The organism is Caulobacter sp. (assembly GCF_049283275.1).
Classification (GTDB): Bacteria; Pseudomonadota; Alphaproteobacteria; order Caulobacterales; family Caulobacteraceae; genus Caulobacter.
Genome location: NZ_JBAPVS010000317.1, coordinates 1 through 5,952, shown reverse-complemented (window position 1 = coordinate 5,952; position 5,952 = coordinate 1). Strand labels below are relative to the sequence as shown.

General features: G+C 67.8%; 6 protein-coding genes. 4 read left to right on the top strand and 2 right to left on the bottom strand.

Features of this window, described 5'->3' with window-relative positions; genetic code table 11:
* Positions 1 to 36 precede the first annotated feature (36 nt).
* Entirely contained in the window at positions 37 to 594 is a 558-nt protein-coding gene (locus tag WAL33_RS17955) for an ActR/PrrA/RegA family redox response regulator transcription factor (RefSeq protein ID WP_422182909.1), read from the bottom strand.
* Between the two features lie 77 nt (positions 595 to 671).
* Positions 672 to 2,081, bottom strand: a complete 1,410-nt coding sequence (locus tag WAL33_RS17950) for an ActS/PrrB/RegB family redox-sensitive histidine kinase (protein ID WP_422182907.1) — start codon at positions 2,079 to 2,081, stop codon at positions 672 to 674.
* A 218-nt stretch (positions 2,082 to 2,299) separates the two neighbouring features.
* Between WAL33_RS17950 and WAL33_RS17945 the strand changes: the two genes are divergently transcribed.
* The 4 genes from WAL33_RS17945 (at position 2,300) to WAL33_RS17930 (ending at position 5,228) form a co-directional block, all read left to right on the top strand.
* On the top strand, positions 2,300 to 3,556 hold the full coding sequence (locus WAL33_RS17945; RefSeq protein WP_422182905.1) for a polyhydroxyalkanoate depolymerase: 1,257 nt from the start codon (positions 2,300 to 2,302) through the stop codon (positions 3,554 to 3,556).
* A gap of 60 nt (positions 3,557 to 3,616) precedes the next feature.
* Positions 3,617 to 4,336, top strand: coding sequence for a M48 family metallopeptidase (locus WAL33_RS17940; protein ID WP_422182904.1), 720 nt, complete (start codon positions 3,617 to 3,619; stop codon positions 4,334 to 4,336).
* A gap of 78 nt (positions 4,337 to 4,414) precedes the next feature.
* On the top strand, positions 4,415 to 4,762 hold the full coding sequence (locus tag WAL33_RS17935; RefSeq protein ID WP_422182911.1) for an ArsR/SmtB family transcription factor: 348 nt from the start codon (positions 4,415 to 4,417) through the stop codon (positions 4,760 to 4,762).
* Complete coding sequence (locus tag WAL33_RS17930; protein WP_422182902.1) at positions 4,755 to 5,228, top strand: SRPBCC family protein; 474 nt, start codon at positions 4,755 to 4,757, stop codon at positions 5,226 to 5,228. Before WAL33_RS17935 ends, WAL33_RS17930 begins: the two co-directional genes overlap by 8 nt.
* The last annotated feature ends 724 nt before the right edge of the window (positions 5,229 to 5,952 follow it).

Below are 5,952 nucleotides of genomic sequence, written 5' to 3'. Positions count from 1 at the left end.
CCCTCTGGGGGAGGTGGCCCGGAGGGCCGGAGGGGGTCAGCGCGGCGCCCGCTTGGCCAGAATGCGCTGCAACGTCCGCCGGTGCATGTTCAGCCGGCGGGCCGTCTCGGAAACGTTGTGGCCGCACATCTCGTAGACCCGCTGGATGTGCTCCCAGCGAACCCGGTCGGCGCTCATGGGATTTTCCGGCGGGACCGGCGCATCGCCCTTGGCGGCCAGCAGGGCGCGAGCCACGTCGTCGGCGTCGGCCGGCTTGGACAGATAGTCGATCACCCCGGCCTTCACCGCCGCCACGGCGGTGGCGATGTTGCCATAGCCGGTCAACATGATGACCTTGGCGTCGGGGCGCACGTCCCGTACGGCCTCGACGACCTTGAGGCCGGTGCCGTCCTCCAGCCGCATGTCGAGCACGGCGTGGGCGGGGGCCTGAGTTCGCAAAGCGCTCATGGCCTCGGCGACCGAAGCGCAAAGCGTCACCGCAAATCCACGCTGCTCTAGCGCACGTCCCAATCGTGTTCGCAGAGGTGCATCGTCGTCGAGAAGCAGCAGAGACTTGTCGGGCAGCGCCGCGACCATTTCACTAATATCCGCCATGAATTTCCCGCGCCTCCCAGGTCGACACTTAACCGAGCCATCTTGTTGCCCAATTTTCTAGTGTCGCAAGTGTTTCATTACAGTTGGCTTGCTCCGATGATGGCCGGCGCCTCCAGCGCCGACCTCGGCCAGCGGGCCGCGACCACCGCGCCGCCACGCCGACCGTTCCTGAAATCCACCGTGGCTCCGGTCCGTTCCAGCAGGGTCTTGGCGATGAAAAAGCCCAGGCCCATGCCGATGTGGCCCGTCCTGGAGCCCTCGGCTCCCGGGCGCGAGGTGACATAGGGCTCGCCCAGCTTGGCCAGGATCTCGGGCGAGAACCCCGGCCCGTCGTCGCGCACCTCGATCACCACCGCGCGCGCGTCGAAGCGGGCCACGACGATGACCTCGGCCCGCGCGAAATCGACGGCGTTCTCGACGATCGTCGTCAGGGCGTGGAGAATCTCGGCCCGCCGCCAGATGTCGGGCGCGGAATCGCCCGGCGGCCCGTTGACCACCGCCTCGACCCGAACGCCGTGGATCATGTGCGGCTCGATCACCTCGTGGACCAGCTGCACCAGGCTGATGCGTTCGTGGACGGCGTCCTTGGCCTCGGGCATCTCGGTCAGCCGCGCCAGGATCTCGCGGCAGCGCGCGGCCTGGCCGATCATCAGCTCGGCGTCCTCTCGCGTCTGCTCGTCGGGGGCGTTGCGGACCATCTCGCGGGCCACCACCGAGATGGTGGCCAGGGGGGTGCCCAGCTCGTGGGCGGCGGCGGCGGCCAGGGCGCCCAGGGCCGACAATCGCTGCTCGCGGGCCAGCACCGTCTCGGTGACGTTCAGCGCCAGCTCCATCCGCGCCGATTCCGTGGCCGCCTGCCAGGCGTAGGCCCCGGTCACGGCGATGCCCAGCACCTGCGACAGCACGATGGACATCAGGGTCAGCGCCCCGGGCATCGCCGCCGGACCCGCCGCCGGTCGATAGGGCAGCGGCAGGTGGAAGAAGGCCAGGATCAGGCAAGCCGCCACGGCAAGAGCCCCGATCCCTGCGGCGAATCTCGCCGGCAAGGTGGCGGCGGCCAGGGTGACGGGGGCGATCAGCAGCAGCGAGAACGGATTGATGATCCCGCCGGTCAGATAAAGCATCCCCGCCAGTTGCAGGGTGTCGAAGGCGATCTGGGCCGTGGCCTCGCCCTCGCGCGCCATCCGCTGCCCACCGAACGCCAGGCTGATCAGCACGTTCAGCCAGGCCGACATCGCGATCAGGCTGAAGCACAGGGCGTAGGGCACCTTCAGGCCCAGGACCAGGCCGACGATCAGCACCGCCGCCGCCTGCCCCGCCACCATCAACCAGCGCTGGGCGATCAGGGTGCGCACCCTCAGGCGTCCGCGACGAAGCCCCGGCCCCGCCCAGGACCAGTCCTCGTCTTGCGTCGCCTCGACGTCAGGGTTGTCGAGCCCCGGTCGAGACGAACCATGCGGCGCATTCTTGAAAGACGCGTCTGCCATGTCGCACCTTAAGGCCAGAAATTCCCGCCTGGCGAGAGCGAAAGGTTTAATGCCTGCGCCGCGTCATCGGTTGTCGGCGATTCTGGCCGGCCTGCGGGCCGCCACGGGCCCCCGAGGGGTGAAGGCCGCCTTGAAGGCGCGACGCCGTATCGCGATCGAAGACTGTACTTTCTTAGGTTTCGACGTGTTATGCTGCATCGCAACATATTGGATGCGCCATGCTGTACGCCCTGCATGAGGCTAGCTTCTATGCCTCCACCCCGATCCGCCTGGCGGCCCGCGCCGCCCGCGACTTCTGGGGTTCGCCCTTGAATCCGGCGGCCGAGAGCGATCTCGGCCGCCGCATCCACGCCGGCGCCGACCTGTTCTCGAACGTCACCCGCCGCTATGGCAAGCCGGACTGGCGCATCGACACCGTCAAGGTCGGCCAGGTCGACGTCCGGGTGCGCCCCACCGTGGTCTGGGAAAGCCCGTGGGCGCGGCTGATCCAGTTCGACCGCGACATGGCCGACATGCGCCGGGCCGGCAAGTTCCAGCTGGACCCCGCCGTGCTGATCGTCGCCCCCCTTTCGGGCCACTACGCCACCCTGCTGCGCGGCACGGTCGAGGCCTTCCTGCCCGACCACGCCGTGTTCATCGTCGACTGGATCAACGCCCGCGACGTCTCGGTCCTGCAGGGCCGGTTCGACTTCCACGACTATATCGACCACATCCGCGACATGCTGCGCGTGCTGGGGCCGCGCCCCAACGTGGTGGCCGTCTGCCAGCCCGGTCCGCCGGTCCTGGCCGCCGCCGCCCTGATGGCCGAGGACGGCGACCCGTCACGTCCCGCCAGCATGACCTTCATGGGCTCGCCGATCGACGCGCGCCTGTCGCCGACCGTGACCAACAACCTGGCCGAGGAAAAGCCGTTCGCCTGGTTCCAGTCGAACATGATCTACACCGTGCCCCCGCCCTATCCGGGCATGGGGCGGCGGGTCTATCCGGGCTTCGTGCAACTGGCCAGCTTCATGAGCATGAACGCCGAGAAGCACCAGCAGGCCCACCAGCGCTACTTCCAGGACTTGGTGAAGGGCGACGGCGACAGCGCCGACAAGCACCTGGAGTTCTACGACGAGTACCTGTCGGTGCTGGACCTGACCGAGGAATTCTACCTCCAGACCATCGACATCGTCTTCCAGCAGCACCTGCTGCCCAAGGGCGAGCTGACCCATCGCGGCCAGTTGGTGCGGCCCGATCTGATCACCGACATCGGCCTGATGACGGTGGAGGGCGAGAACGACGACATCTCCGGCATCGGCCAGACCCAGGCCGCCCACGGCCTGTGCTCGGCCCTGCCCGAGGCGATGAAGGAAGACTACGTCCAGCCGAACGTCGGCCACTACGGGGTGTTCAACGGCCGCCGGTTCCGCGAGGAGATCTATCCCCGGGTCCGCGACTTCATCCTCAAGTGCGATCCGAACTTCGGGGGCTGACGCCCCTCCCCCGTGGGGGAGGACCTTGCGCGACTCCCGGCGAGGGGCGATCTAGAGGACATGAATCTCTTCCGCCCGCAGCGCTACGCCGACGGTGACCAGCTGGACGTGCGCGGCTGCGCGGTGCGGCTGAAGGTCGACGGCCGGGCGCGGCGGATCTCGCTGCGGGTCGACCGGGCCAAGTCCGAGGTGGTGGCCCTGGCCCCGACCCCGCGCCGCCTCTCGGAGGCCGTGGCCTTCGCCCACGAAAAGGCCGACTGGATCGCCGGCCAGCTGGCCGCCCTGCCCAACCGCCAGATCATCGCCCCCGGCGGGATCCTGCGCCTGCTGGGCAAACCCTATCGCCTGGAGGTCGGTCCCGGCCGGCCGAAGATGACCGACGACGCCCTGATCGCGCCGGACGACAGCGCCTGGTCCCTGCGCATCCTGCGACTGGCCAAGCGCGAGGCCCTGACCCGCCTGACCGAGCGCACCGCCCATCATGCCGCCGCCCTGGGCCGGCCCATGCCCGCGGTGGCCATCGCCGACCCCAAGGCGCGCTGGGGCTCGTGCCGGCCCGCCCGGCCCGGCCACCCCGCGGCCATCCGCTACAGCTGGCGGCTGGTCCTGGCCCCGTTCGAGGTGGCCGACTATGTCGTCGCCCACGAATGCGCCCACCTGATCGAGGCCAACCACGGCCCGCGCTTCTGGGCGCTGTGCGAGAGGCTGTCGGGAGATCCCGCGCCGCACCGGCGCTGGCTGCGAGCCCATGCGGCGGAGCTGCACGCGATCTCGGCGTGACGAACGCCCCGCTTCCAGACCGGCTTTGATTTCCACCCCCCTTGCGTGTCGCAAATCCATGCGCTAATACTGAACCAAATGGTTCAGTATTCAACTCACCTCGATGCTTCGTTCGCCGCGCTCTCGGACGCCACCCGACGCGGCGTTCTGGAGCAGCTCGGACGTTCGGACGCGTCGATCACCGAGCTCGCCGACAAGTTCCACATGACCCTCACGGGCATGAAGAAGCACGTCGGCGTCCTGGAGCATGCGGGGTTCGTCACGACGCAAAAGATCGGGCGCGTGCGGACCTGCAGGCTGGGCCGGCGCAGGCTCGAGGAAGAGGCGGCCTGGATCGAGAGCTACCGCCAGCTGTGGGCCACGCGCTTCGACGCGTTGGATCAGGTTGTCGAGGATTTGAAACGCAAGGAGAAGATCGATGGATAACCGCACGACGATCGAACGGAAGTCCGAGCGCGAGCTCGTCGTCACGCGCACCTTCAACGGCCCGGCGCGCATCGTGTTCGAGGCCTGGACCCGGTCCGACCTGTTCAAGCTGTGGTGGGTCCCGAAGTCGTTGGGAATGAACCTGCGGTCCTGCGAGCTGGATGTTCGGGTCGGAGGCGGCTACCGCCTCGAATTCGGACACGACGCCGGAAGCACCATGGCCTTTTTCGGCAAATACATCGAAGTGACGCCGGCTTCTCGCCTTGTCTGGACCAATGACGAGAGTGAAGACGGCCCCGTGACCACGGTCACCTTCCAGGAAAAGGACGGCCAGACGCTGGTGGTCCTGCACGAACTCTATCCCTCGAAGGAAGCCCTCGACGCGTCCGCCGGCGCGGCGGATGGACTGCCCGAGCAGTTCGAACAGCTGGACGCGCTGCTCGTCACCCTGGGCGAGCGCGCGTGACGGTCCGGCGGTTTTGCTTGAACCCTCTCTCTTAGAGAGAGGGAGGGGCCCGCCGCGAAGCGGTGGGAGGGTGAGAGGTTTCACCCTGTCCGGTTTCACACCGACGCCCTGCCGGCACGCCGTCCGACGTTTTAACCCCTCACCCTCCCAAGCTTGGCTTGGGTCCCTCCCTCTCCCTCTGGGAGAGGGTTCAAAACGGCGTCCATGCTCTGCGTTCAGCGAATAAACCCCCGTGATTTCAATGCCCTGAACTTTCTCGACCCGAACTTATCCCCATCCTCCAAACCGCCCGTATCCTGATCCCACCTCGTTGCAGGGAAAGGGCGCATGGCCAGCGACCGATGCGGCGGCGGGGGGCGATCGAGCGGGAAGCTCTGTCGGCGGTGTTGTCCGCGTGGGTAGGGACAGCGTCAAACCTCACGTCTCTGGTGCTGGTCGAGCCTGGAACACAAAAACGACGTGGCGTGAGGGCTGGCAAAGCAGCAGGCGGGCGGTGACGCGCTCGCGGTCCGGGACTGGGGGCGTTGCCCTGGCCCGCCCGTCGGAGGCTTCAAGGCGGCGAGGCCCTAACAGGGCTCAGCGTCGCGGGCTTCCGGATAACGATGGCGCGGAGCGTCTGGCTTCGTCGAAACGGTATTCTTATTCAAACTCCGGACGTCGTCCGGCGCTCCGCGACCCTTTCCATTCCCTCAGCGAGAGATCGCGTGAGCGCGAGAAGCCGTGC

Excerpts from the sequence above, each read along its gene's own strand:
- WAL33_RS17955 (WP_422182909.1), bottom strand. The coding sequence starts at position 594 with ATGGCGGATATTAGTGAAATGGTCGCGGCGCTGCCCGACAAGTCTCTG.
- WAL33_RS17935 (WP_422182911.1), top strand. The coding sequence starts at position 4,415 with ATGGTTCAGTATTCAACTCACCTCGATGCTTCGTTCGCCGCGCTCTCG.
- WAL33_RS17930 (WP_422182902.1), top strand. The coding sequence starts at position 4,755 with ATGGATAACCGCACGACGATCGAACGGAAGTCCGAGCGCGAGCTCGTC.
- WAL33_RS17940 (WP_422182904.1), top strand. The coding sequence starts at position 3,617 with ATGAATCTCTTCCGCCCGCAGCGCTACGCCGACGGTGACCAGCTGGAC.
- WAL33_RS17945 (WP_422182905.1), top strand. The coding sequence starts at position 2,300 with ATGCTGTACGCCCTGCATGAGGCTAGCTTCTATGCCTCCACCCCGATC.
- WAL33_RS17950 (WP_422182907.1), bottom strand. The coding sequence starts at position 2,081 with ATGGCAGACGCGTCTTTCAAGAATGCGCCGCATGGTTCGTCTCGACCG.